The sequence below is a fragment of the Mesorhizobium sp. B2-4-6 genome, from assembly GCF_006442775.1.
In the GTDB taxonomy this organism is placed as follows: Bacteria; Pseudomonadota; Alphaproteobacteria; order Rhizobiales; family Rhizobiaceae; genus Mesorhizobium.
This window is the reverse complement of record NZ_VFVI01000002.1, coordinates 227140-249511: the sequence shown is the minus strand read 5'-3', so window position 1 is coordinate 249511 and position 22372 is coordinate 227140. Positions and strand designations below refer to the sequence as shown.

The 22372-nt window shown below is 62.6% G+C and carries 28 protein-coding genes; 9 read left to right on the top strand and 19 right to left on the bottom strand.

Translation table 11 applies throughout. The features are described 5' to 3' along the window. Positions 1–64 precede the first annotated feature (64 nt). The 4 genes from FJ957_RS07070 to FJ957_RS07055 all read left to right on the top strand — a co-directional run bounded on the left by FJ957_RS07070 (position 65) and on the right by FJ957_RS07055 (position 2589). Positions 65–688 (top strand): thermonuclease family protein, encoded by a 624-nt coding sequence (locus tag FJ957_RS07070; RefSeq protein WP_140830000.1) that lies wholly within the window; start codon positions 65–67, stop codon positions 686–688. A 44-nt stretch (positions 689–732) separates the two neighbouring features. Continuing rightward, positions 733–1344 carry a glutathione S-transferase gene (locus FJ957_RS07065; RefSeq protein ID WP_140829998.1) on the top strand — a complete coding sequence of 204 codons (612 nt, stop codon included), beginning with the start codon at positions 733–735 and terminating at the stop codon, positions 1342–1344. A gap of 28 nt (positions 1345–1372) precedes the next feature. Then, positions 1373–1990 (top strand): uracil-DNA glycosylase family protein, encoded by a 618-nt coding sequence (locus tag FJ957_RS07060; RefSeq protein ID WP_140829996.1) that lies wholly within the window; start codon positions 1373–1375, stop codon positions 1988–1990. A 107-nt stretch (positions 1991–2097) separates the two neighbouring features. Next, positions 2098–2589: an Lrp/AsnC family transcriptional regulator gene (locus FJ957_RS07055; protein WP_140642616.1), complete on the top strand. Its 492-nt coding sequence runs from the start codon at positions 2098–2100 to the stop codon at positions 2587–2589. 45 nt (positions 2590–2634) lie between these two features. Here the strand turns inward: FJ957_RS07055 and FJ957_RS07050 are convergent, their stop codons facing one another. From FJ957_RS07050 to moaA, 13 genes are all read right to left on the bottom strand, one after another. Next, positions 2635–3207 (bottom strand): DUF3299 domain-containing protein, encoded by a 573-nt coding sequence (locus FJ957_RS07050; RefSeq protein WP_140829995.1) that lies wholly within the window; start codon positions 3205–3207, stop codon positions 2635–2637. 62 nt (positions 3208–3269) lie between these two features. Next, positions 3270–3848, bottom strand: a complete 579-nt coding sequence (locus FJ957_RS07045) for a GNAT family N-acetyltransferase (protein ID WP_140829993.1) — start codon at positions 3846–3848, stop codon at positions 3270–3272. Further along, the gene (locus FJ957_RS07040) at positions 3808–4512 is read right to left on the bottom strand and encodes a DNA alkylation repair protein (protein WP_140829991.1); all 705 of its coding nucleotides are present in this window, start codon (positions 4510–4512) and stop codon (positions 3808–3810) included. The genes FJ957_RS07045 and FJ957_RS07040 overlap by 41 nt, the downstream gene beginning before the upstream one ends. Before the next feature lie 8 nt (positions 4513–4520). Further along, positions 4521–5390, bottom strand: coding sequence for an NAD(P)-dependent oxidoreductase (locus FJ957_RS07035; protein WP_140829989.1), 870 nt, complete (start codon positions 5388–5390; stop codon positions 4521–4523). Between the two features lie 110 nt (positions 5391–5500). After that, positions 5501–6325, bottom strand: a complete 825-nt coding sequence (locus FJ957_RS07030; protein WP_140829987.1) for an ABC transporter permease — start codon at positions 6323–6325, stop codon at positions 5501–5503. Next, positions 6322–7038, bottom strand: coding sequence for an ABC transporter permease (locus FJ957_RS07025; protein ID WP_140829985.1), 717 nt, complete (start codon positions 7036–7038; stop codon positions 6322–6324). The genes FJ957_RS07030 and FJ957_RS07025 overlap by 4 nt, the downstream gene beginning before the upstream one ends. Positions 7039–7116: 78 nt before the next feature. Then, entirely contained in the window at positions 7117–7902 is a 786-nt protein-coding gene (locus tag FJ957_RS07020) for an ABC transporter substrate-binding protein (protein WP_140657866.1), read from the bottom strand. Positions 7903–8053: 151 nt separating this feature from the next. Further along, a complete protein-coding gene (gene mobB / locus FJ957_RS07015; RefSeq protein ID WP_140829983.1) occupies positions 8054–8569 on the bottom strand; it encodes a molybdopterin-guanine dinucleotide biosynthesis protein B in 516 nt (171 codons plus the stop codon). Next, positions 8566–9198, bottom strand: coding sequence for a molybdenum cofactor guanylyltransferase MobA (gene mobA, locus FJ957_RS07010; protein ID WP_140829982.1), 633 nt, complete (start codon positions 9196–9198; stop codon positions 8566–8568). The genes mobB and mobA overlap by 4 nt, the downstream gene beginning before the upstream one ends. A 4-nt stretch (positions 9199–9202) precedes the next feature. Further along, a complete protein-coding gene (locus FJ957_RS07005) occupies positions 9203–10123 on the bottom strand; it encodes a DMT family transporter (RefSeq protein ID WP_140829980.1) in 921 nt (306 codons plus the stop codon). Between the two features lie 124 nt (positions 10124–10247). Continuing rightward, positions 10248–10604 (bottom strand): hypothetical protein, encoded by a 357-nt coding sequence (locus FJ957_RS07000; protein ID WP_140829978.1) that lies wholly within the window; start codon positions 10602–10604, stop codon positions 10248–10250. Positions 10605–10717: 113 nt separating this feature from the next. Continuing rightward, positions 10718–11212 carry a hypothetical protein gene (locus FJ957_RS06995; RefSeq protein ID WP_140829976.1) on the bottom strand — a complete coding sequence of 165 codons (495 nt, stop codon included), beginning with the start codon at positions 11210–11212 and terminating at the stop codon, positions 10718–10720. 55 nt (positions 11213–11267) lie between these two features. After that, entirely contained in the window at positions 11268–12263 is a 996-nt protein-coding gene (gene moaA / locus FJ957_RS06990) for a GTP 3',8-cyclase MoaA (protein WP_140829972.1), read from the bottom strand. Positions 12264–12459: 196 nt separating this feature from the next. Here moaA and FJ957_RS06985 point away from each other — a divergent pair, with 196 nt between their 5' ends. Both FJ957_RS06985 and FJ957_RS06980 read left to right on the top strand, forming a co-directional pair. Further along, positions 12460–12813, top strand: coding sequence for a DUF971 domain-containing protein (locus FJ957_RS06985; protein ID WP_140829968.1), 354 nt, complete (start codon positions 12460–12462; stop codon positions 12811–12813). Positions 12814–12905: 92 nt separating this feature from the next. Further along, on the top strand, positions 12906–13517 hold the full coding sequence (locus FJ957_RS06980; RefSeq protein ID WP_140829966.1) for a pyridoxamine 5'-phosphate oxidase family protein: 612 nt from the start codon (positions 12906–12908) through the stop codon (positions 13515–13517). Between the two features lie 12 nt (positions 13518–13529). On the opposite strand, the gene FJ957_RS06975 is transcribed toward FJ957_RS06980, so the two are convergent. Continuing rightward, on the bottom strand, positions 13530–13982 hold the full coding sequence (locus tag FJ957_RS06975; RefSeq protein WP_140829964.1) for a MarR family transcriptional regulator: 453 nt from the start codon (positions 13980–13982) through the stop codon (positions 13530–13532). A gap of 47 nt (positions 13983–14029) precedes the next feature. Between FJ957_RS06975 and FJ957_RS06970 the strand changes: the two genes are divergently transcribed. Then, complete coding sequence (locus FJ957_RS06970) at positions 14030–14938, top strand: alpha/beta hydrolase (RefSeq protein ID WP_140829962.1); 909 nt, start codon at positions 14030–14032, stop codon at positions 14936–14938. A 99-nt stretch (positions 14939–15037) separates the two neighbouring features. Here the strand turns inward: FJ957_RS06970 and plsY are convergent, their stop codons facing one another. After that, the gene (gene plsY / locus FJ957_RS06965) at positions 15038–15727 is read right to left on the bottom strand and encodes a glycerol-3-phosphate 1-O-acyltransferase PlsY (protein ID WP_140829960.1); all 690 of its coding nucleotides are present in this window, start codon (positions 15725–15727) and stop codon (positions 15038–15040) included. Between the two features lie 37 nt (positions 15728–15764). After that, positions 15765–16166 carry a rhodanese-like domain-containing protein gene (locus FJ957_RS06960; RefSeq protein ID WP_140829958.1) on the bottom strand — a complete coding sequence of 134 codons (402 nt, stop codon included), beginning with the start codon at positions 16164–16166 and terminating at the stop codon, positions 15765–15767. 296 nt (positions 16167–16462) lie between these two features. Between FJ957_RS06960 and FJ957_RS06955 the strand changes: the two genes are divergently transcribed. After that, on the top strand, positions 16463–18349 hold the full coding sequence (locus tag FJ957_RS06955; RefSeq protein WP_140829956.1) for a murein L,D-transpeptidase: 1887 nt from the start codon (positions 16463–16465) through the stop codon (positions 18347–18349). A 64-nt stretch (positions 18350–18413) separates the two neighbouring features. Here FJ957_RS06955 and FJ957_RS06950 read toward each other — a convergent pair whose 3' ends face one another. The 3 genes from FJ957_RS06950 to FJ957_RS06940 form a co-directional block, all read right to left on the bottom strand. Then, the gene (locus tag FJ957_RS06950; protein WP_140829954.1) at positions 18414–18899 is read right to left on the bottom strand and encodes a hypothetical protein; all 486 of its coding nucleotides are present in this window, start codon (positions 18897–18899) and stop codon (positions 18414–18416) included. A gap of 90 nt (positions 18900–18989) precedes the next feature. Further along, positions 18990–19727 (bottom strand): lysozyme inhibitor LprI family protein, encoded by a 738-nt coding sequence (locus tag FJ957_RS06945; RefSeq protein WP_140829952.1) that lies wholly within the window; start codon positions 19725–19727, stop codon positions 18990–18992. A gap of 85 nt (positions 19728–19812) precedes the next feature. Then, the gene (locus FJ957_RS06940; protein ID WP_140829950.1) at positions 19813–20070 is read right to left on the bottom strand and encodes a PepSY domain-containing protein; all 258 of its coding nucleotides are present in this window, start codon (positions 20068–20070) and stop codon (positions 19813–19815) included. 416 nt (positions 20071–20486) lie between these two features. Between FJ957_RS06940 and FJ957_RS06935 the strand changes: the two genes are divergently transcribed. After that, positions 20487–22268, top strand: coding sequence for an adenylate/guanylate cyclase domain-containing protein (locus FJ957_RS06935; protein WP_140829948.1), 1782 nt, complete (start codon positions 20487–20489; stop codon positions 22266–22268). The last annotated feature ends 104 nt before the right edge of the window (positions 22269–22372 follow it).

Below are 22372 nucleotides of genomic sequence, written 5' to 3'. Positions count from 1 at the left end.
TTCTGCGCGCAGCGACTGTCAGTTCGTTAAGCTACGTTCGAATGATTAAGAGACTGTTTGCCATATGAGCCGTTTCGTGCCGCGAGAACCGCGCCGACGCTACGCGGCCAGCTCGCCGCGAAGTCTCTGGCGCAAGCTGCTGGACTATGGGCTGGCCATCCTCTTGCTCGGGTTGCTTATCCTGGTGGCGGCGCGCCTCGACCGGTTCGAGACACGCAAGGAGCAAGGCACGGCGATCGTCAATGACGGCGATTCGATCACGCTCGGGACCGAGCGCATTCGCATGCGCGGCATCGACGCTCCGGAGTATCAGCAGACCTGCCAGAAGGCCGGCGCCGACTATCCCTGCGGCAAGCTGGCGCGGCAATCGCTGGTACGGCTGATCTCCGGCAGGCCGGTTTCCTGCAGCGGCTGGCAGCGCGACCGTTACGGCCGGCTGCTCGGCGACTGCAGGGCAGGTGACACCGACCTGAACCGGAGCCAGGTGCAGGCCGGATGGGCGGTTGCCTTCGGCGACTTCGAGACCGAGGAAGCGGTGGCGAGAGCGGCCAAGGCCGGCATCTGGGCTGGCACCTTCGAGGGGCCGCGGCAGTGGCGCGACAGCCATCGCGATGCGCCGGTCGAGAGAAAGCACGGCGTGCTCGTCTCGTTCGGCGACGCGTTGCGCGAATTTGTTCGCTTCTGGTGATGGGCGAAGCCGCCTATGATCCGGTGGAGAAGCTGGAGGATGGAATGAAGTTGTTCGATGGTGGCCGCGCGCCCAACCCCCGGCGCGTGCGCGTCTTCCTTGCCGAGAAGGGGCTGACGGTCCCGCTGGTGCCCGTCGACATGGGCGCGCTGGAGCATCGCGGCGAGCAGGTGGCGCAGCGCAATCCGCTGCGGCGCCTGCCTGTGCTCGAGCTCGACGACGGCACCATCATCACCGAATCGATCGCCATTTGCCGCTATTTCGAGGAGTTGCATCCCAAGCCCGCGCTGTTCGGCACGGGCGCGCTCGGCAAGGCCATGGTGGAGATGTGGCAAAGGCGCATGGAACTGAACCTGATGGCCAGCGTCGCTGCCGCGTTCCGGCACATCCATCCTGCGATGAAGGAGTGGGAAGTGCCGCAAATCCCGGAATGGGGCGAGGCCAACAAACCGAAAGCGATCGAATTCCTGCATCTCTTCGACCACGAATTGGCGGAGCGCGAATTTGCCGCCGGCGATGACTATTCGGTCGCCGACATCACTGGCATGATCGCCATCGATTTCATGAAGCCGGCCCGCATCAGGGTGCCGGAGGCGTGTACGAACGTGCTTCGCTGGTACGCGGCGCTTACAAGCCGGCCGAGCGCAGCGGCCTGAGCGACAACAATTGGATAGTCAGCCTGATATGGGAGAAGCGCTGGAGCGCCTCACCGCCAGGGTGCGGACCTGCCGCATCTGCGTCGAGGAGCCGCGTGGGCGGCCTTTGTCGCATGAGCCGCGGCCGGTGCTGCAGCCCTCCTCCACCGCGCGGGTCCTGCTTGCCGGCCAGGCGCCGGGCACAAAAGTGCATTTGTCGGGCGTGCCGTTCACCGACGCCTCCGGAGACCGGCTGAGAAGCTGGCTCGATGTGAGCAGCGATGAGTTCTACGACACCGAAAAATTCGCCATCGTTCCGATGGGCTTTTGTTTTCCCGGACAGGACGCCAAGGGCAGCGACTTGCCGCCGCGCCGCGAATGCGCGCCAGCCTGGCGCGCTCAATTGATGGCGCTGATGCCGCAGATCGACCTGGTTCTGACCATCGGCGGCTATGCGCAGGCCTGGCATATGGGCACGGCACGCCTGCCGTCGCTGACCGAGACAGTCAGGAACTGGCGCGCCATATGGGATGGACCGGCCGTCCCGAAAGTGCTGCCGCTGCCGCATCCATCCTGGCGAAACACCGGCTGGCTGAAGAAGAATCCCTGGTTTGAAATGGATTTGCTGCCCTTCCTGAGGTCGGAAATCCGCTATCGCATCGATTAGGCATCCCGCAAGAAATCACTCGCTTTTGCCGTCATCGGCAGAATTTCTTTCTTGTGAAAGGCCTGGATAAAAGGGATTATAGCCAAACTATTCCCCTGGAGCTCCCCATGGATCGTCTCGACAGAAAAATTCTCCGCCTCCTGCAGGAGGACGCGACGCTCGCGGTCGCCGATGTCGCCAAGAAAGTAGGCCTGTCGACCACGCCGTGCTGGCGGCGCATCCAGAAGCTCGAGGAGGAGGGCGTCATCCAGCGGCGCGTTGCCATTCTCGACCATGTGAAGGTCAATGTGCGCGTCACCGTCTTCGTGTCGATCCGCACCAATTCGCACAGCCATGAATGGCTGCGGCGCTTCTCCGAGGTCATCCAGGAATTCCCGGAAGTGGTCGAGTTCTATCGCATGAGCGGCGATGTCGATTACCTGCTGCGCGTGGTGGTTCCGGATATCGCCGCCTATGACGCTTTCTACAAGCGGTTGATCGCCAAGATCGAGATCCGTGACGTCTCCTCGTCCTTCGCCATGGAGCAGATCAAATACACGACCGAAATCCCGCTCGACTACATGGTTCTGGACAAGGAATCGGGCGCGAACGCCGCCTGATCATAGGGTGCTCGCCGATTCCCGCACTTGAGTGGCGCGGCGAGCTTAGTTCTTCTTTTTGTTGAGGAAATTCCACGGCGAGTTGACCGGCAGCGTGACCGTGTCCGGCACGCTGTCGACGCTCACCACCTCGGCCTTGCGCACCGTGTAGCCCGACTGGACGATCGAGACGCCGTCGAGGATGAAGAGCTGGCTCTTTTCCATGCCGGGTTTCAGCACGCCGGTGACGGCGACCGGCTCGTAGGTCTCTTTCATCTTATAGGGATGCGCCGGCGTCACCAACACGATCTGGTTCGGCGGTGGCGTCGGCATGTGGCTGCAGGCGCCGGTCCACGGCACCAGCAGGAGCTGATAGACGAGGTCGCCATCGCGATCGACCGGCAATGCATAGCCGGCTAATTGTATCGTCTTGTCCTGCAGATTGAGCGACAAGGTCTCACCGTGGTCTGGCAGTTTCGCGGCTATCATCGGCAGGTTCGCGTCCTCGGCAACGGCTTGCGTGGCTGGGCGCAGGTCCTTCCACAGGATATGCGCGACATCGGCCGCGGCATCGGCTCCCGAGGCAGCGAAGAGCAGCACGGCCGCCAACATCGCGCACGATCTGAAACGCTTGTTCATGGTGCTCCATCCTCCGCCCGTCCATTGGCGGAATCGAGTAAAAGCGTCGTGACCGGTCGGGCTCAACGGCTCAGTTGCATCACATGCCGGCGCGTGCCGGCGGTGCCGATTTCATGGAAGCCTCGCGCGACGAACATGTCGTGAAAGCCCATGAAGCGATAGCTGGGCGCTGCCTTGTCGACGGGATAGGCCTCGATGATACGTGCGCCTTTGCGGAAGGCATGGTCGATCGCCGCATCGAGCAGGGCGGAAGCCAGCCCGTCGCCGCGCAAAGCCCTCGGCACATAGAAGCAGACGATCGACCATATGCCTGTTTCGGTGTCGTCCTGCTGCTTCGAAAGTTTCCGGTAGGTCTCGCGCGGCGCGACCGAGCACCAGCCGACTGGTCTGCCGTCCAACTCGGCGACGATGCCGACCGGGGTGCCGGCATCGATGAGCGCCATCATCATGCGCTTCTTCTCATCGTTCTCACCGTGCTCGCGACTGGAATGGCGCCAGGCCATGCACCAGCAATATTTCGGCGCGCCTGGCTGCTCGAACAGGCTCTCGAAGCCGGCGCGTGTCTCCGGCGTCACCTCGACGAAGCGAATCCCGGCAAGGTCAGGTCTTTGCGGCTGCGAGCCTTTCGATCTGTCTGGCATCCGTCAGTTCCTTCACCGCATCCTTGCCGATCCAGCGCGCCGTCTTGTCCGACGATGCCGCCAGTTTTTCCGCCAGCGCAAGGGCAGGGGCGTGCAGGCTCATCGACCGCTTGCCGATCTGCCGCAGCGCCCAATTGACCGCCTTGCGGACGAAATTGCGTGGATCGCCGGCATGTTTCTCGATCAGCGGCAGATAGGCAAGGAAGGTCGCGTCCGGCTCTTTCTTGAGATGCACCGCGCTCCAGGCCAGCATGGCAAAGGCGGTGCGGCGGACGAATTCGCGTTCGTCTTCGGCGAACTCATCGATCAGCTCGCGCCAGAATGGCGTTACAGCGAACAGGTCGGCGACGGTGTCGACGATCTCCCAGCTGTCGAAATCCGCCGCCCAGCGCCGGCATTGATCGATGCCGACCTTCTTCGGCTCGCCGGTGAAGGCCGCCATCAGCCGCGCTTCGCGGACACCGCTGTCCCACAGCAGAAGCGATCGCTCGTGGTTCTTCTTCAGTTTGCGCGCCAGCGGCCGCAATTCGGAATTGCCGACGCCGAGGGCGCTCGTGGTGTTGATGCCGAAGCGCGCCATGCCCGCCCGGTTCGCCTCGGTGCCGATCGCGCGCAAATGAGCGACGATGTCGTCGGCGCTCCAGCTCGGATCGGGCAGGGGCATTGCGTTGCCTATTTTTCGAGGCGTGCAAGCAGCGAGGACGTGTCCCAGCGCTTGCCGCCCATGTCCTGCACATCCTTGTAGAACTGGTCGACAAGCGCCGTCACCGGCAGCTTGGCGCCGTTGCGGTTGGCCTCTGCCAGGCAGATGCCGAGGTCCTTGCGCATCCAGTCGACGGCGAAGCCGAAATCATATTTGCCGGCATTCATCGTCTTGTGGCGGTTCTCCATCTGCCAGGAGCCGGCCGCTCCCTTGGAGATCACCTCGATCACCTTCTCGATGTCGAGCCCCGCCTTCTTGCCGAAATGGATGCCTTCGGCCAGCCCCTGGACAAGGCCGGCAATGGCGATCTGGTTGATCATTTTCGTCAGCTGGCCGGCACCCGCCGACCCCATCAGGCCGACCATGCGGGCGTAGGCGTCGATGACGGGCCGCGCCTTGTCGAAGGCGGCCTCATCGCCGCCGACCATGACGGTCAGCACGCCGTTCTCGGCGCCGGCCTGGCCGCCGGAGACCGGCGCGTCGAGGAAGGAGAAGCCCGCTTTGCGCGCGGCTTCGTCAAGCTCTCGCGCGACCTCGGCCGAGGCAGTGGTGTTGTCGATGAAGATGGCGCCTTTCTTCATCGCGGCGAAGGCGCCATTCGCACCTGTGGTGACCGAACGCAGATCATCGTCATTGCCGACGCAGGAGAAGACGAAGTCCTTGCCTTCGGCCGCCTCGGCCGGCGTCAGCGCCAGTTTGCCGCCATGCTGGGCCACCCACTGCTCGGCCTTTGCCTTGGTGCGGTTGTAGACGGTGACGTCATGGCCGCCTTTGTTCGTGAGGTGCCCGGCCATCGGATAGCCCATGACGCCAAGACCGAGAAATGCCACCGATGCCATAAGCCACCTTTCGCAAACGAAATTTCAGTTGCGGAAGCTCTAGGCCCTGCGGCGGATTCGTCAAGGCGCGGGTAGCCGCATCGACTGGCCCAGGCCGACGCGATTTCGGCCTAGCGGTGCAGGTGGACGGTGATGCGCCGCTCGATCCATTCGACGCCGTGGCGCAGGATCTCGACCATCGCCAGATAGACGATCGCCACCCAGATATAGGCCTGGATGTCGAAGGATTTCGCGTAGGCGAGCTTGGCGTTGCCCATCAGGTCGTAGACCGTGATGATGGCGACAATTGCCGAAGCCTTGATCATCAGGATGAGTTCGTTGCCGTAGGGTCTCAGCGCGACGATGATCGCCTGGGGCAGGACCACTTTGCGCAACGTTTGCAATTTGTGGAGGCCGAGCGAAGCCGCGCCCTCCCATTGGCCGCGCGGTACGCTTTCTATGGCGCCACGCAGGATTTCGGCCTGGTAGGCGGCGGTGTTGAGCGAGAAGGCAAAGACGCCGCAATAGAAAGCTTCGCGGAAGAACCACCACAGCCCGACCGTCTCAAGCTCCGGCCGGAACGAGCCGACGCCGTAATAGACCAGGTAGGTCTGCACGAGCAGCGGCGTGCCGCGGAAGAAGTAGACATAGCAATAGGCAAGCCCGGACAGAATCCTGTTCTTCGACATGCGGCCATAGGCGACGGGAAGCGACAGGATTGCGCCAAGGACCATCGAGATGGCGACCAGCGACAGCGTGGTGCCCAGGCCCTGCAGATAGGCTGGGGCGTATCTGGCGAAGAACGCGGCGTTCCATGCGTAGACCAGATAGGCAACGATACCGACGCCGAAGAGAATCCAGAAGCCAACCAGCGCGTAGCCGAGGATACGGGCTCGCGACCAGCCTCGCGCTTGCGGGGGCGGCCTGTCGATCGCAACGGCCTGGCTGACGCTCATCGCGCCTCCCTCCGTCCGAGGTGGCGCAGGATGTAGCTCGTGGCGATCGACGACAGGACGGCCAGCGCCAGGAAGATCAACGCCGCAGCGCTGTAGAACAGGAAGGAATGTTTGGTGACCCGCGCCGCGACGCCGGATTGGCGCAAGGTTTCGGCCAGATTGACTACCGAGACCAGCGAGGTGTCCTTGAGCAGGCTCAGCCAGCAATTCTCGAGGCCCGGAAAAGCGATGCGTATCAGCTGCGGCAGGACGATGAGCCGCATCGTCTGCCATTTCGACAGGCCAATGGCGTAGCCGCCCTCATACTGGCCTTTCGGAATGGCACGAAACGCGGAGAGAAAGACCTCGCTGGCGTAGGAGGAGAAGATCAGCGACAGCACGATCATGCCGGCGATGAAGCTGTTGACGTCGATCGTCGCGTCGGGATCGAACAGCCGCACGACATATTGCAGGAGAAGCGGCATGCCGAAGAAGAACAGGAACAGCGTCACCAGTTCGGGCAGACCGCGAAAGACGGTGGTGTAGATGTTGCCGGCCAGGCGCAGCGACGGCTCTTCGTGCTGCTTGGCGAAGGCGACGAAAAAGCCGATCACCAGGCCGATCGGCAGTGTGGCAAGCGCCAGCGCAATGGTGACCAGAACGCCAGACGCAATGTCGTCACTCCAGCCATCCGGTCCCCAGCTGAGAAGTGTCCAAATGCTTTGGGCCGGCATTGACGGGTTGTGTCTCCGTGGCGATCCCGGAAGGATTTAAGGGCGGCAAGGAATGCCTCACCGCCCTTGGCTTGTCGATCAGGATTCGGCGCCGTAGACGTCGAACTTGAAGTACTTGTCGTTGATTTCCTTGTACTTTCCGTTCTTGCGGATGGCGTCGATCGCGGCATTCAGCTTGTTGACCAGATCGGTCTCGCCCTTGCGCACGGCGATGCCGGCGCCCGGTCCGAAGATATCGACCGGCTGCGGCGAAGGCTGACCGAGGATCTTGCAGCAGGCGCCGTCCGGCGAATCCAGCCACTGCTGCAACACGACGATGTCGTCCTCGATGGCGTCGAGACGGCCATTGGCGAGGTCGGCCTGTTCCTCGGGGCTGCTCGGATAGCCCTTGATGGTGCTGTCGGTGTAGGTCTTCGAAGCATAGTTGTAATGCGTGGTCGTGGTGGCGACGCCGATGTTCTTGCCGGCGAGGTCTTCCTTGGTCACGCCCTTGAGCGGCGAATCCTTCGGTACGGCGATGGCCGACGGGGTGTTGTAGTATTTGTGGGTGAAGTCGACCTTCTCGGCGCGCTCGGGCGTGATCGACATCGAGGCGACGATGGCGTCGAACTTGCCGGCCTGGAGCGCCGGGATGATGCCGTCCCAGTCCTGCGCGACGAAGGTGCACTTCACCTTCATCTCGTCGCAGAGCGCCTTGGCGATATCGATGTCGAAGCCGACCAACTGGCCGTCCGAGGTCAGGTTGTTGAAGGGCGGATACGCGCCTTCGGTGCCGATCCTCAGGGTCTTTTCCTGAGCCTGGGCGACGCCAAGTGTCAGCAGCGCGGCCGAAGCGGCAAGCGCGATACGCAGTGCAATACGCATGATAATCCTCTCATATTGTCATGGCCGCTGTCCCGTGCGGCTCTTGTGGGCGGAGCTTCTTTACCGCCCGCTGAGGCGGATACTCCCACTCTTTCCAAGAAAAAAGCAACTGCAAATCAACGCCAAACGACAATCAGAATGTGCCGCTGCGTTACTTGGTTTGAGCCACGAGACCTGTGCTGCGCTCGACAAAGTCGGCTATCGATTTCGTGTCATCGAGATCGAAAACCGGCAACGTTTCGCCTTCGACTGTAAAGTCGGCGGCAATGGCGACAATGTTGGGATCGTTGGCCGAAAGCGGTGTCCGGTCCCTGGCCTCGAGCCGCCTTGCCTCGATCTTCTTATGCGCTTCGCGCTTATAGCCTTCGACCAGCACGATATCCGAGGGCGCCAGGCGCGCCAGGATGTCGTCCAGCGTCGGTTCGTTCTCTCCGCGCAATTCGTGCATCAGCGCCCAGCGCCGGCCGGAGACGATCGCGACCTCCGTGGCGCCCGCCTGCCGATGGCGGAAGCTGTCGGCGCCCGGCTTGTCGATGTCAAAGTCATGGTGGGCGTGCTTCACCGTCGAAACCGTCCAGCCGCGCGCTACCAGTTCGGTGACCAGCTTTTCCGTCAGGGTCGTCTTGCCGGAGTTCTTCCAGCCGGTGATGCCGAATACGCGTCTCATGGCCCGAGGCTTTGCAACAGACGCTCCGCCGCCGCAAGGTCGTCCGGCGTATTGACGTTGAAGAATGGATCGATCTTCTGGTTGCCGGCCTCGATCATGGGGAATTCGACCTCGACATAGCCTTGGCGCTCCATGAAGGCCGAAACCCGCCGGTTGTCCTCGTCGACCATGAAATGGCGCAAGGCGTCGCGCAGGCCGAGCGGCCAAAGCGCGAAGGTCGGGTGCCGTCTGCCGCCCGAACTGGTGACGGCGATCGCGCCAGGCCAGTCGTGAACTGCCGCGACCAGGCGCTCGACGAGGTCGTCGGGGAAGAACGGCGTGTCGCCGGCGGCACTCATCAGCCATCGGCAGCTCGTTTGCGTGGTCGCCCATTCGAGGCCGGTGAGAATGCCAGCCAGCGGCCCGGCATGGCCCGGCACCGTATCCTCCAGCACCGGCAGGTCCAGGGCGGCAAACCGCGCCGGATCGCCGTTCGCATTGAGCCCCAGGGTCGCGACCTGCGACTTCAATCGGCGGGCGACATGATCGATCAGTCTGTCATCGCCAAGCGAAAGCAACGGCTTGTCGCCGCCGCCCATCCGACGCGACTGGCCTCCCGCCAGAATGATCCCCGCAACATGTCGGTCCATCGGCCTATATGCCGTCCGGCGCCATGTCGGGTCCAGCGCTTTCGGCGGCAGGTTGCCGCCTGCCGACGACGCGCTCGCGGTAGAGCGCATAGAGGCCGGAGCCGATGATGATGACTGCGCCGACGATCATGGGCAGGTCCGGGACGTCGCCGAAGATGACGAGGCCGAGCAGGATCGACCAGAGCAGGGCGGTGTAGCGGTAGGGTGCGATGAAGGAGATGTCGCCCGAGCGCATCGCCATGATGATGAACTGATAGCCGATGAGCACCAGCACCGCCGCCAATGCCAACAGAGCTGTCGCCTTGCCGCTCATCGGCGTCCAACCGCCCATCGGTGACAAAAGCAGCGCACCCAGCACCGTCATGGCAAGCGCGGTCGCCGTCGACACCAGCATGGTCGGGATCGCCTCGGGGATGCGCTTGGTGGAGAGGTCGCGCACGGCGCAGCAGGCGACGCTGGCCAATGCCACCAGCGAATAGACGCTAAATCCTTCGAAACCCGGCCGTACGATGATGAGCACGCCGACGAAACCGGCGGCAATGGCGGTCCAACGTCGCCAGCCGACACTTTCGCCGAAGACCAATGCCGCGCCCATGGTGACCGCCAGCGGCAGAGCCTGCATGACGGCCGAGACATTGCCGATCGGCAGATGCGCAAGCGCGATGAGGAACGACACGGTGGCGCCCGCTTCGCCGGCGACGCGCATGGCCACCATCGGCTGCAACATGGCGGCCGGATTGGCGAGCGCGCCGCGCCGCCAGGCGAGCAGGCCGACGAACACGGATGCGAAGGCGCCGCGCACCAGCATGACCTGCGCCATGTTCATCGATTCGGACGAGAATTTGGTGATCGCGTCGTTCAAGGTGAAGCCGACCATGGCCACGATCATGAACAGCGCGCCGCGCAGATTTGGCGAGAGAGGCAAAGGCGTTTCCGGATTCTATTTTAATCCAGCCGTCTAGCAGGCGGCCGGAAAACAGCAACGGCAAAGAAATGGGCCACGAATTTCTGCGTCGCCCATGAGATCGATTTGCCGAGATTCCGACGACTTACTTCGGCGTCAGAACTTCGGTGCCGTTGCCGTTCTGGCCGGCAATGGTCCACAGCCCGTGCAGGGAGCCGTCCTTCTCGATCTTGTAAACGACGAGACCGATCTCCTTGCCCATCGCATAGCCGGCGGAAAATGCATTGTCGTTACGCATGCAGATGCCGTCCGAGGTCGAGCCGCCGGTTTCCCAGTGGATCGTGCAGGTCGTGTCGCTGGTCAGCGTGATGGTTGCCTCGCCGCCATATTTCGAGCCGTCGAAATTGGTGCCGGCGACGGTGTAGGTGCCGCCGATCGACTGAGCCGCGGCCGGTACGGAAGCAACCCCAAGCATTGCAAGTGAAAGCATGAATGTGCGCATGTGCACTCCCCCTAGAGCGAAAATCGCGCCTCGAAGGCTAGGCCGGAAAAGGCCGGCGGTAAATCAAGCGGAAGATGGCGCGAGCGCTTATTTTCAGTGCAGCCAGGCTGGCCTCAGGGGCCGCGCAGGCTGTTGGCAACGGAGGCAACCAGCGGGTCGTATTTAGTCTTGAGCGCGGCGGGATACTCGATCCAGACGGTACGGATGACGTCGTCCTTCCCGAACAGGCGCCGCTCGTAGAAGATCCTGCCCTCCTTGGTGCCGGAAAGCAGCGCCCAGTTCTTGCCGGTCTTGCTGCAGGTGATCTTGTAACCCGGTTCGGTGCTGGCTTTCTCCTGGGCGACGAAACCTTGCGGCGTGTCGTTGTCGACATTGTAGATGCCGGAGCAGGTCAGGCTGGCGCCGTCGGCGCTAAGCCATTGCTGACCATCGCCGTTTTCCGGCTCAGGCATCGGCCTGTCGAAGATTTCGTCGGGAAATGTGCATGACTGGCCGAAACGCGCATTCACGTAGGTGAACGGCTTGGCCGTTGCGGCCGTCGTCATGATTGTCGACAGCGACAAGATAGCCGCCAGTGACGACCAGCCGAAGCGCCGCGGACGTTGCATGATCCCCCCTTCGGTCGATGACCAGAAGAGATCATGCACCAATCAGTGGAAAAAATCAGCCGCCGGTGACGCTCATATGGCGCGATACGGACGGACGGCTGGTGCGGCGGTCGATGATGAAATCATGGCCCTTGGGCTTGCGGCCGATGGCCTCGTCGATTGCCGCGCCGAGCAGTTCGTTGCCCTCGGAGGCGCGCAGGGGCGCCCTGAGATCGGCGGCGTCCTCCTGGCCGAGGCACATGTAGAGCGTGCCGGTGCAGGTGAGCCGCACGCGGTTGCAGCTTTCGCAGAAATTGTGCGTCATCGGCGTGATGAAGCCGAGCCGGCCGTCGGTCTCGGCGACATGGACATAGCGGGCGGGGCCGCCGGTCTTGAAAGGAATATCGGAAAGCGTGAACTGGCGTTCCAGCGAGGCGCGCAACAGCGACAGCGGCAAATACTGGTCGGTGCGGTCGGCCTCGATCTCGCCCATCGGCATCGTCTCGATGAGAGTGAGGTCCATGCCGCGGCCATGCGCCCAGCGCATCAGCTCGGGAATCTCGGCGTCGTTGAAGTCGCGCAGCGCAACCGCGTTGAGCTTGATCTTCAGCCCGGCCTTCTGCGCGGCATCGATGCCCTCCATCACCTTGCCGAGATTGCCCCAGCGCGTGATCTGGTGGAATTTCCCGGCATCGAGCGTATCGAGCGAGACGTTGATGCGCTTGACGCCGCAATCGGCGAGCTCTGCGGCGAAGCGCGAAAGCTGCGAGCCATTGGTGGTCAGCGTCAGCTCTTGCAGGGCGCCGCTCGCAAGATGCCGCGACAGCTGGCGCACCAGATGCATGATGTTCTTGCGCACCAGCGGCTCGCCGCCGGTCAGCCGCAGCTTCTTCACGCCCTTTTCGATGAAAACGGTGCAGAGCCGGTCAAGCTCTTCCAACGACAGCAGATCCTTCTTCGGCAGGAAGGTCATGTCCTCGGCCATGCAATAGGTACAGCGGAAATCGCAGCGGTCGGTGACCGACACGCGCAGATAGCTGATGGTGCGACCGAAGGGGTCGATCATGTCCATTTGCAAGCGTTTCCCATGGCCTGAGCGGCGTCGTTATATATAGCTATGTGATACGATCCAATGCCGCATTCAAGATAGAATGTCTCGATCTTTGGTAACATTCCCCGACCGACATCGCGTGTCGGCTGCTTCCTAATGATCCTTTTCGGATCGCGCGAAGCGGCGTAGGGAAGGGCGCAACCCAGACAGGACAGCCATGACCGCGCCAAAGGAACTCAGGGTCTCGAAGGACCGCAAGCTCTTGACCGTGACTTTCCCCGGCCACCAACCGTTCGAGTTGCCGGCGGAGTTCCTGCGCGTGGCCTCGCCATCGGCGGAGGTGCAGGGCCATTCGCCGGAGCAGCGGGTGACGGTTCCCGGCAAACGCGATGTCGCGATCCTCAAGATCGACCCGGTCGGCAATTATGCTGTGCGCATCACCTTCGACGATTTCCACGACACCGGCATCTTCACCTGGAACTATCTGCATACGCTCGGCCACGAAAAGGACGAGCGCTGGAACGCTTACCTTGCCGAGCTGGCCGAGAAGGGGCTGAGCCGAGATCGCTAGCCTGGCGCAGGCATCCAATTTCGGCAGCCGGCTGTCGTCAAGGCGTCATGGACATGGGGTAGCGCCGGCAAAAGGTCAGGAGGCGAAAAAAGATGTCGCTCATCACATCCGTCGAACAGCTCGAGGCACTTTACGGATTGCCGGGCGAGGCTTCGGTCGTCAAGGAGCTCGACCATGTGATTCCCGAATATGCCGCCTTCATCGAGGCGTCACCCTTTGTGGCGCTGGCGACCAGCGGACCGGAGGGGCTCGACTGTTCGCCGCGTGGCGATTTCGGGGGCTTCGTACGCATCGTCGACGACAAGACGCTGATGATGCCGGATAGGCGCGGCAACAACCGCGCCGATTCGCTGAAGAACATCATTCGCGACCCACGCGTCGGGCTGCTCTTTCTGGTGCCGGGCTCGGGCACCACGCTGCGCGTCAACGGCCGCGCTCACATCACAACCGATGCCGGGCTTTGCGCGTCCTTCATGGTCGACGGCAAGCCGGCGCGCTCGGTCACCGTCATCGATGTCGACACGGTCTATTTCCAATGCGCCCGCGCTATCGTGCGCTCCGAACTGTGGAACCCGGCCAGGCATGTCGATCCGAAGTCGCTGCCAACGCCCGGCCAGATCCTCGAGCTCACAAGCCGCAAGAACATCGATGCCGAGGCCTATGACAGGGAATGGCCGGAGCGGGCGAAGAAAACCATGTGGTAATCGGAAGCCGGCTCAGGCTTCCTTCAGCACGTCGGCGATCTTGCGCATCTGCTCGCCGATCATGTCGCACTGTTCCGGCGTCGACTGGCTCATCGCCTTCTCGATCAGCGCCATGTGAACCTTCAGAGCCTTCATCAGCAGGGCTTCGCCCGTCTCGGTCAGGTTCAGCCGCAGCACCCGCTTGTCCTTCTCGTCGCCCTCGCGGCGAAGCAGGCCGCGCGCCTCGAGCTGCGGCAACAGCATGGTGATGTTGGAGCGGCCGACCAGCAGCTTGCGGGCAAGATCGTGCTGCGACATGCCTGGGTGGCGATAGAGGTTCATCAGCACGTCGAGCTGCGCCGGCTTGAGGTCGAGCGGGGCGAGCTTCACCGCCAGCGTGCGCTCCAGCACATGGCAGGCGCGCGCCACCGCAACCCAGTTGCGGAAGCGAGGATTGTCCCAGGGCAGCTCTTGTTTAATGTTCATGTTTGAACTATTATGTTCATGCTTGAACGAATGGATGGATCGCCAATATGGCATCATTTGGATTGAAGGTCATCCGCGGCGTCTTTGGCGCGGCCGAGCATGTCATGCCGCGTCTCGGCGGCCGCGCCGCATTCGAATTGTTTTGCCGCACACCCAATGTCAAATCCTTGAGCGACGGTGAGCGTCGCGCTGTCGAACGCGCCTCGGACTTCATGGCCGAGGCGCGCCACCACCGGCTGAAGACCAGGACGGACTGCGTGGCGGTGCATGAATTCCGCCCGGAGCCGGGCAGGGAGTCGCGCGGAACGGTGCTCGTCATCCATGGCTGGCGTTCGCGCACCGAATATATGCGCGCCCTGATCGAAGGGTTTCGCGGCGCCGGCTACAAGGTCGTCTCGCTCGACCTGCCCGGACATGGCCATTCGCTCGGCCGGCATCTCAACATGGTGACTGCCGTGGACGCGGCGCGGGTCGCCGGCGAATGGTTCGGCCCCTTTGCCGCCGTCGTCGGCCATTCCTTCGGCGGCGCGATTGCCGCCAATGCCGTCGCGGCATCGGTCAAGGGCATGCCGCCGCTTAAGGCGCAGAAACTGGTGCTGATTGCCGCGCCGAGCTCGCTGCCGGCAATCTTCGACGATTTCAGCGACATGATGAATGTCGGGCCGCGCTCCCGCGTCGCCATGGCGGATCGGGTAAAACATCTGTCGGGCCGGCCGCTCAGCGAATTCACCGGCGACCGCCAACTTGCGGAGGCGCCGGTGCCGACGCTGATCATCCACGCGCCGGACGACCGCGAAGTCCATGCCGACCATGCGAAGCGTTACGCGGGCGCCGGCGAGCATGTCCACTTGCATTGGGCCAATGGACTTGGCCATCGCCGCATCCTCGCCGACAGGGAGGTCGTTGCGCGCGCGGTCGGTTTCGTGACCGGGCAACGCGAAACGACACTGCACTAGATCGTGATGGCGTTTCGTTGAAATCGCCGTCACGATCTAACTTTTTGTTGGAGCATGATCTTTCCCCGAAAACCGGTTCCCACTTTTCGGGATCATGCTCTAGGAGATTTGCGAGCCTGCGTTCGGTCCCGGGCCGCCGCCGCCAAGGCGTGGCTCTGTTCCCGCCAGCAGCCGCTGAATGTTGGCGCGGTGGCGCAGGATCACGTAGAGGCTGCCCGCGATCACCAGCAACCGATAGGGCAATGGTTGCTCCAAGCCGCAGACAAGCGCGACCGCCGTCAGCGCCGCCAGCATCGAGCTCAGCGAAACGATCCGGAAAAGAGCGAGTGTGGCCGCAAATGCCGTGGCAGCACCCAATCCTACTGGCCATGACATCGCCAGCAGCACGCCAAGTCCCGTCGCGGCGGATTTTCCGCCCGTGAAATTCAGCCAGATCGACCGGCCGTGCCCCAGCAGCACGGCAAGTCCGGCCAGGCAAACGAGCCACGGCGCCAACGTCTGCAATTCAAGCGCCGTCGGTGGCGTGGCGGACGATATCGCGTAGCACCAGGGATAAAACCAGCGAACAAAGACGATCGCCGCCACGCCTTTCAGCACATCGACAAGCAGAACCGCCAATGCCGGCCATTTGCCCAAGGTTCTGAGCACGTTGGTCGCGCCGGTGGATCTGGAGCCGTGCTCGCGTATGTCGATGTCCTTGAGAAGTCTGCCGGCCAGGTAGCCGGTGGGCGTGGAACCAAGCAGATAGGCGACCGCCAATCCAACCGCACTTGCTATCCAGAAAACCATTGGGTCGATTGATCCCAGACGTTGCGGAAAACTGTGATCAGTCGGCCTTTTTCTTCTGGCCGGGCTCGATAGGCAGGCCGGCCGCCTTCCAGGCGGTGTAGCCGCCGAGGATATGCCTGACCGGTGTCAGGCCCATGTCCTGCGCCGTCTTGGTGGCCAAAGCCGAGCGCCAGCCGCCGGCGCAGAAGAAGACGAAGGTCTTTCCGCTGGCGAAGAACGGCTTGTGATAGGGGCTTTCGGGATCGATCCAGAATTCCAGCATGCCGCGCGTCACATGCTTGGCGCCGGGGATCTTGCCGTCACGCTCGACCTCGCGCGGATCGCGCAGATCGACGAAGATCGTGTCGTCGTCCTCCAGCAGCCCCGCTGCCTCCTCCGGCGAAACCACTTCGATCTCGGCATTCGCCTCGTCGAGCAACTGGCGATAACCTTTCTTCACGGCAAATCCTCCGACTGCTCAAGTTGCCCGATTTTCAGCATAACGGCCGGAGCTTATCACGTTCGGGCCAGTTTCCGCCGATGTCCGGCGCAATGCCGCAAGCATGGCGCGAACCGAGGCAGGTCACACCGTCTCACAATGATGTGAAACTGTTCTGCAACACGGCTGCGAAAATTTATGGAAGCTTAACGAAATCGGTATGAATCGGTATAGTCACGTCATACATCCGCCATGCGGAGGGCGGGACCGTCCAGCGGCGCGGAACGGGAACCGGTTGCAACCGGTGCGGGTGAAGCATGAAAATCCTCGGGAACAAGAAAACCGTCCTGCCGATCGCCATCGCGGCAACGCTGGCCTTCGGACAGCAGCCGGCAAGCGCTCAAGGGCTGTTCGACATGCTGTTCGGCGGCGGTATCCGGCATAACCCGCAAGGTGAATTTCCGCCGCCGCCGAAGCCACGCAAGATACGGCCGGCAGCATCAGCGGGAGAGGGCGGCGGCAGCGTCAGAATCAGCAGCCCGACGTACAACACCTACAGGGCCGACAAGCTCGTTCGCGTCGATTTCAAATCGCTGCTGCCGGCGCCGCAGCCGGCGACCGCGCAGGACGCCGCCTATGTGCCGTCGGTGACGGGCAACAGCTTCCGCGACGCCGTCGCAGGCTTGAGCGATTACGAGCTGTTCGCCGAGCCGGATATCGCCAAGGCACTGATCGCCTATTATTCGGCCAACCCGGATTTCATCTGGGTGAGCGACAACGTCCCCAACAGCCGAGCTCAGGATGCGGTGCGCGTCCTGGGCGAGGCGGCAAGCTACGGCCTGACGCCGGCCGACTATTCCGTCGATGTTCCGGCTGCCGCGACTGCCGCTACGCCCGAAGAGCGGACCAAGGAACTGGTCCGCTTCGAGATGGCGCTGTCGGCGCGCGTGCTGCGCTATGCGCAAGATGCCCAGAGTGGCCGCGTCGACCCCAACCGGATGACCGGTTACTACGATTTCCCGGCCAAGCCGTTCGATCTCGAAGGCGCGCTGAAAACGCTGGCGCATACCCAGGAGATCAGTACCTACCTCGAATCGCGCCACCCGCAGAATGCCGAGTACCAGGCGCTGCGCGTCGAATTGGAAGCGCTCGAGGCGAGCGAGGAAAACGAGATCGTCGTCGATCCCAAGTTGTTGCTCAAGCCCGGCGAAAGCAGCCCGGAACTGCCGAAGCTGCTGACGCTGATTTCCCGCAATCTCGACGATGAGATGGGCGGCAACTATGGCGAGGTGCTCGCCAGGCTGGGCAAGAGCGAGCTCTACGATCCCGAGCTGGTGCCGGTGATCAAGGCCGTACAGCAGCGCGCCGGCATGAAGGGCGACGGCGTCATCGGCCCGCGTACCGTGGCCTCGCTGGCCGGCGCCTCGAAGGCCGACAAGATCGAGAAGGTCAAGGTGGCGCTCGAGGAACTGCGCTGGATGCCGTCGGATCTCGGCAGCCCGCGCGTCTTCATCAACCAGCCGGCCTTTACCGCCAGCTATATCGACAATGGTGAGGAGAAGCTGAAGACCCGCGCGGTCATCGGCCGGGTCACCAACCAGACCGCCTTTTTCTACAACCAGATCAAGCAGGTCGACTTCCACCCCTATTGGGGTGTGCCGCAGTCGATCATCGTCAACGAGATGCTGCCGAGGCTGCGCAGCGATCCGGGCTATCTCGACCGCGCTGGCTATGAGGTGACGGATTCGCGCGGCAAGCGCATCCCGTCCTCGGCGGTCAATTGGGGTGCGTATGGCGCCAACATCCCCTTCAGCGTGCGGCAGCAGCCGAGCGAAGCGAATGCCTTGGGCGAATTGAAGATCCTGTTCCCCAACAAGCATGCCATCTACATGCACGACACGCCGCAGAAGTCGTTCTTCGCACGCGACATGCGCGCGCTCAGCCATGGCTGCGTGCGGTTGCAGGATCCGCGCGGCATGGCCGCCGCCGTGCTCGGCACCTCCGTCGACGATATCGCCGAGAAGCTGAAGCATGGGCATTCGACCGAGAATGTCACGCGTGTCATTCCGGTCTATGTCGCCTATTTCACCGCATGGCCGGACATGTCCGGCAAGGTCGAGTATTTCGACGACGTCTACGACCGCGATTCCAAGCTGATGCAGGCACTCGACGCGACCGAAGCGGTGCGCACGCCGTCAAGCTGAGCGCTGTCTACTTTCAAGCAATTCCGGACGTAAGGCCACGGCGAAGCCGCCGAACCTGACCGCTTCACACGTTTCTTGGAAGTGCCTTGATGAGCGGCCGGCGGAAGCCGGCGTCGCGCCCGGCGATAAGCCAGTAGACCAGCCCGGCCACGAGGCCAGCGGCGGCGATGATGCCCATGTCGGCCCAGCGTTCCGGATCATCGGCGGCGTCCGGCCAGATCAACATGAAACCGGCAGCCGCGGCAGCGGCGCCGAACAGCATATGCAGCCAAAAGCTTCGCAACGAAAAGAACTCGGCGATCAGGGCGAAAACCAGCGTCTGCATTCCGGTCAGGATGATCGTCAGGAAGTAGATGAACATGCCGAGCGGCGGCACCACCAGCACGGCGACGGGCGTGAACTCCATGAGCTCGAAGTAGCCCGGCGCGTTGGGCAGCGAACTCAATATCGCGTAGATCACCGCCACTGCGATCAACCCGACAAGCACCGCGACCAGATAGCCGACAAGCACCATCAGGATGCGCTTCAGGACGTAGCCGATCATTGCCATGCACCCCCGTGCCCGCAATCATGGCGCAGTCAGCCACCAAAGGTTTGCCGATGCAAGGGGCGTCCATAGCGCTGGTTTCGCGACGCGGCGTCAGGGTTCGCAGGCGCCGCCGCACAGAAGCTGGGAGTCGGGCAGGGCCCATGTGCCTTTGGCGGCGAGATCCATGGCGTAGTAGACCCTGCCGCGCAGATCGTCTTTCGGACAGTCGCGCGGGATCGCGATCAGGCACATGACGACCGGATCGCCGACCTTGGAACTCGCCAGTCCCGGGTCGCGGCCATAGGAGACCGCCGTGCCGCCGTTGGTGAATCGCGCCGCGCTGCCGGCTTCCGGGCTGGCGGTTTCCAGCGGGTCGTCACCCAGCCTCGTCGTCAGCGCCGTGATATGGGTGAAGCCGCATTTTCCGATCGACACGGCCAAGGGCTGATCGGTCGGCTTCGGCGCCCTTGCCCCAAGGTCGAGCGCCTTCTTGCCGATGAGCGCGATATTGTAGTCCTGCACCCATTGCGGTGCATTGCCGTAAGTCTGCAGCGCATTGTTCTGCGCGCTGACGATGCAGGCAGCGTCCGTCTTGCAGGCATTCCGATCGGCGACCAGTTTCCTGGCGATCCGGCGTTTGTCGCCGCCGAAAGCGGGCTCGAAACCGGCATAGGCTTTGGTGACCAAAGCATCGATGGCCGACATTTGCGGGTCGGCGCAGATCGCCTTCTCGGCTGGCAACTGCGCCTTTCGGCAATCGAAGGACGGGCCGTTCGCGAGCGCCGGGCGTGATGTCACAAGCGCCGATGCGGCCACAAGCAAGGCGGTTGCACTGATGTGAAGCCGCATCTTGGTCCTCCGTCCGGCCTGTTTCGACGAGCAAATCTATGCCGAACGCAGGCCTTGCGGAATGGCGGAGGCAACCGAACCAGGCCTATTTGGGTTCGCCGGTCACGGGATCGTAGGTGATTTGGACCTTGGCCTTGTCCGTGGTGTAATAGGTGATGGTATAGCCGTCGCTGTCCCAATCGACCTCCTTCACGTAGCGGAAGTCGGTGCGGTGCTCGACCTTGGCGACAATCTCGGACAGTTTCTTTGCATTTTGCGGCGGCAGCGGCTGGTCGTCTGCTGCGAAGGCTTGTCCACTGACAAGCAGGAAAGCGATACAGGTTGCTAAAACAACAGTGCGCATGAGAGCCCTCAAATCTCGTCGGCGTAAGTGCCGTCAGAAACTCGCACGCAGGCGGGTTGGTTCCGCAGCGCCGCAATAGCGGGTTTTTGCAGCGCATCCCTCGATGCGACCGATCCTTGCCGGTGGAAACAGGATCAGTATTGTTTGACGGAGAAAATATAATAATTTCAAATGGTAAAGCCGCGGTTCGGATGTGTCTCCTGACGTAACGAACGACTAACCATGCGCCGGACGGTGAATTCGTCACATTAGCTGTTCGTGGTAGAGCTTTCGGCAAGACCCTGATAGAATTCTGGTCATAACAGGGTGGCAACAGTGCGCCGGGCCTGCCGAGGATTTCCGTCGGCAGACGGCGACGCGTTTTTTTGAGCGCAGGTCACCTGTTCTGGACTGAAACGGGGACTGGGGGCTCGATCATGGCTGAACGGAATTATACCCGTCAGCTTGCGACAATCATTTCGATCGACGCCGTAGGATTCTCGAGGCTTATGGGCATCGACGACGAGTCGGCTGTCGCCGCCTTCGAGGAAAGGCGCGACATCATCGCCGGCAGTTGCGGCGCATTTGGCGGGCGCACGTTCGGCGATGCAGGCGACAGCATCATGGCCGAATTCGGCAACCCGATCGAAGCCTTGCGGGCGGCCTTCGATTTCCAGGCCCGGATCGTAGCGCTGAATGCCGCGGCCGCCGAAGGCATGCGCATGCCGTTTCGCGCCGGGATCAACACCGGCGACGTCATCGTCCGGGAGGGCCGTCTTTACGGCGACGACGTGAATATCGCAGCCCGGCTTCAGGAATTCGCGCCGCATGACGGCGTCGCCATCTCGGCGACGACGTGGCATCACGTGAAGGACAAGACGGCGGCGGTCTTCACCGATCTCGGCGAGTTCAGCCTGAAGAACATCGCCCTGCCGGTGCAGGTCCTGATCGCCGGTCGTGGCGGCAACGGCCCTGTCGCGACGGCTTCCTTCGCTACCATTCCCGCCACGCCCGGTCTTTCCAGGCCGATTGCCAAGGGGCCCCCTGCAATCGCCGTGCTGCCGTTCCAGGGCAACGGAAGCGAACCCGATGTCGGCTATATGGCCGACGGTATCGCCGAGGACATCATCTACGGTCTTTCCAACACGCGCTGGCTCTCGGTCATTGCCAAGGGGTCCAGTTTCCAATTTCGCGACGACAGCCTCGGCACAAGGCTCATCGGCAACGCGCTGGGCGCCCGCTACATCGTCAGCGGCACGTTGGCGCGCTCCGACAGGCAGATTCGTCTCAACGCGTCGCTCACCGACACCTCGAACGGGCGCCTGGTCTGGTCGCAACGCTTCGACCGCGACCTCGTCGATATCTTCAGCCTGCGCGACCAGATCGGCAGCGAGATCGTTTCCATCCTCGACAAGGAGGTCGACCGCGCCGAGCAGGCACGTACGTTCCAGGTGCCGTGGGAAAGCCTCGAAACTTGGCAACTGGTCAGGCGCGGTCGTTGGCACATGAACAGGCGGACACGTCGCGATACCGAAATCGCGCTCGACTTCTTCGACAAGGCCTACCAGGAAGATCCGAACTCGAGCGCCGTGCTCAATGAGCTCGCATGGTGGTATTTCTGGCGGGCCTGGCTGCGTTTCGGCGACAGCGACGATCTGGAGAAAGTCGAGACGCTTGCGCGCAAGGCGCTTCTGATGGACAGTCTCGATGCGCGTCCGCATGCCTATCTCGGCGCGGCCGACATCATGCGCGGCCTTCCGGCGTTGGCGGCCGAGCATCTTGCCGAAGCGATCCACATCAATCCGAGCTTCGCCTTCGCCCGCTCGGCCATGGGCAGCGCGTACCTTCTGCTTGGCGACGCGACCGGCGCGATACCGTTCTTCCTCGACACCGAGCGGTTGAGCCCGTTCGACCTCTATCGCTTCCACAATCTGGGGGAACTGGCCGCGGCCTATTGCTTCGTCGAGGACTGGCAGGCTGCGATCGCCAACGCCGAGCGCTCGCTCAACCTGTCGCCAAGTTACTTCTACGCGAGGTTCCTGAAGATAGGCGCCCTGACGAGAAGCGGGCGGCGCGACGAGGCGGCGCATGAGCTTGCGATTTTCATGACCAGGCATCCCGATTTTTCCGAGCAGAGGATACGCTGGATACCGTTCGTGGACCCGGCCAAGAACAATTTCCTGATCGGCAATTTCGATCGAGCCAAGTCTGCCGCATGATCGCCGGGGCCGACAATAAATGACTGTGAGCGAATTCACATACGCCGGACCGATGCAAACCTAGGCCAGACAATGCCGGCATCGCATTGACGTGGATAGCCGGG

Coding starts and splice junctions, on each gene's coding strand:
- FJ957_RS07065 (WP_140829998.1), top strand. CDS start 733: ATGAAGTTGTTCGATGGTGGCCGCGCGCCCAACCCCCGGCGCGTGCGC.
- FJ957_RS07055 (WP_140642616.1), top strand. CDS start 2,098: ATGGATCGTCTCGACAGAAAAATTCTCCGCCTCCTGCAGGAGGACGCG.
- FJ957_RS06995 (WP_140829976.1), bottom strand. CDS start 11,212: ATGCAACGTCCGCGGCGCTTCGGCTGGTCGTCACTGGCGGCTATCTTG.
- FJ957_RS06940 (WP_140829950.1), bottom strand. CDS start 20,070: ATGCGCACTGTTGTTTTAGCAACCTGTATCGCTTTCCTGCTTGTCAGT.
- moaA (WP_140829972.1), bottom strand. CDS start 12,263: ATGGACATGATCGACCCCTTCGGTCGCACCATCAGCTATCTGCGCGTG.
- mobA (WP_140829982.1), bottom strand. CDS start 9,198: ATGGACCGACATGTTGCGGGGATCATTCTGGCGGGAGGCCAGTCGCGT.
- FJ957_RS07020 (WP_140657866.1), bottom strand. CDS start 7,902: ATGCGTATTGCACTGCGTATCGCGCTTGCCGCTTCGGCCGCGCTGCTG.
- plsY (WP_140829960.1), bottom strand. CDS start 15,727: ATGGTTTTCTGGATAGCAAGTGCGGTTGGATTGGCGGTCGCCTATCTG.
- FJ957_RS07050 (WP_140829995.1), bottom strand. CDS start 3,207: ATGAACAAGCGTTTCAGATCGTGCGCGATGTTGGCGGCCGTGCTGCTC.
- FJ957_RS07035 (WP_140829989.1), bottom strand. CDS start 5,390: ATGGCATCGGTGGCATTTCTCGGTCTTGGCGTCATGGGCTATCCGATG.
- FJ957_RS06985 (WP_140829968.1), top strand. CDS start 12,460: ATGACCGCGCCAAAGGAACTCAGGGTCTCGAAGGACCGCAAGCTCTTG.
- mobB (WP_140829983.1), bottom strand. CDS start 8,569: ATGAGACGCGTATTCGGCATCACCGGCTGGAAGAACTCCGGCAAGACG.
- FJ957_RS07045 (WP_140829993.1), bottom strand. CDS start 3,848: ATGCCAGACAGATCGAAAGGCTCGCAGCCGCAAAGACCTGACCTTGCC.
- FJ957_RS06980 (WP_140829966.1), top strand. CDS start 12,906: ATGTCGCTCATCACATCCGTCGAACAGCTCGAGGCACTTTACGGATTG.
- FJ957_RS07040 (WP_140829991.1), bottom strand. CDS start 4,512: ATGCCCCTGCCCGATCCGAGCTGGAGCGCCGACGACATCGTCGCTCAT.
- FJ957_RS06945 (WP_140829952.1), bottom strand. CDS start 19,727: ATGCGGCTTCACATCAGTGCAACCGCCTTGCTTGTGGCCGCATCGGCG.
- FJ957_RS06970 (WP_140829962.1), top strand. CDS start 14,030: ATGGCATCATTTGGATTGAAGGTCATCCGCGGCGTCTTTGGCGCGGCC.
- FJ957_RS07025 (WP_140829985.1), bottom strand. CDS start 7,038: ATGCCGGCCCAAAGCATTTGGACACTTCTCAGCTGGGGACCGGATGGC.
- FJ957_RS06935 (WP_140829948.1), top strand. CDS start 20,487: ATGGCTGAACGGAATTATACCCGTCAGCTTGCGACAATCATTTCGATC.
- FJ957_RS07060 (WP_140829996.1), top strand. CDS start 1,373: ATGGGAGAAGCGCTGGAGCGCCTCACCGCCAGGGTGCGGACCTGCCGC.
- FJ957_RS06950 (WP_140829954.1), bottom strand. CDS start 18,899: ATGGCAATGATCGGCTACGTCCTGAAGCGCATCCTGATGGTGCTTGTC.
- FJ957_RS06975 (WP_140829964.1), bottom strand. CDS start 13,982: ATGAACATTAAACAAGAGCTGCCCTGGGACAATCCTCGCTTCCGCAAC.
- FJ957_RS07000 (WP_140829978.1), bottom strand. CDS start 10,604: ATGCGCACATTCATGCTTTCACTTGCAATGCTTGGGGTTGCTTCCGTA.
- FJ957_RS07070 (WP_140830000.1), top strand. CDS start 65: ATGAGCCGTTTCGTGCCGCGAGAACCGCGCCGACGCTACGCGGCCAGC.
- FJ957_RS06955 (WP_140829956.1), top strand. CDS start 16,463: ATGAAAATCCTCGGGAACAAGAAAACCGTCCTGCCGATCGCCATCGCG.
- FJ957_RS07030 (WP_140829987.1), bottom strand. CDS start 6,325: ATGAGCGTCAGCCAGGCCGTTGCGATCGACAGGCCGCCCCCGCAAGCG.